Annotated in this window: 1 protein-coding gene; it reads right to left on the bottom strand. The window is 44.8% G+C overall.

Features of this window, described 5'->3' with window-relative positions; all coding sequences use genetic code 11:
* Nucleotides 1-296, bottom strand: a 296-nt coding sequence (locus tag D7X55_RS44360; RefSeq protein WP_199747466.1) for a hypothetical protein, incomplete at its 3' end; no start/stop codon positions are given.
* Nucleotides 297-411 lie beyond the last annotated feature (115 nt).

Here is a 411-nt window from a genome sequence, read left to right as displayed (position 1 = left end):
GGTTCTTCACTATCGTTCGGTAATTGGATTATTTCTATATTCGTTTCTTCTTCTTCTCCTCCTCCTCCTTCTACACCTTCTTCTCCTCTACCTCCCTCTTCTTCATCATCTTCTCCTTCTCTTCCTTCTTCTCTTCCTTCTTCTTCTTCTTCTCCTTCTCTTCCTTCTTCTCTGATGTCTTCTTCCTTCGCTCTTGAGTTGCGGTGGTGTGCAGACAAGCTGATGTATCCCTTTTCTTCCCCCGTCGTTGTCGATGGAGCCGTCGCCGAGATGAACGGTTGCGATTCGTTATCCATAGAATCTGGCTATTACAAACATATCGCGTTGCAGTCTACGCAAGTGTATGTGTGTCTTCCAGCAGCAATTAATAGCAAATTGTCTCCCACAGTTTGCCAGAAATGCCTTTTTAGA

The sequence above is a fragment of the Corallococcus sp. AB049A genome, from assembly GCF_003668885.1.
Classification (GTDB): domain Bacteria; phylum Myxococcota; class Myxococcia; order Myxococcales; family Myxococcaceae; genus Corallococcus; species Corallococcus interemptor.
The sequence above is the reverse complement of the archived record's forward strand: the minus strand, read 5'-3'. Positions and strand labels throughout refer to the sequence as shown.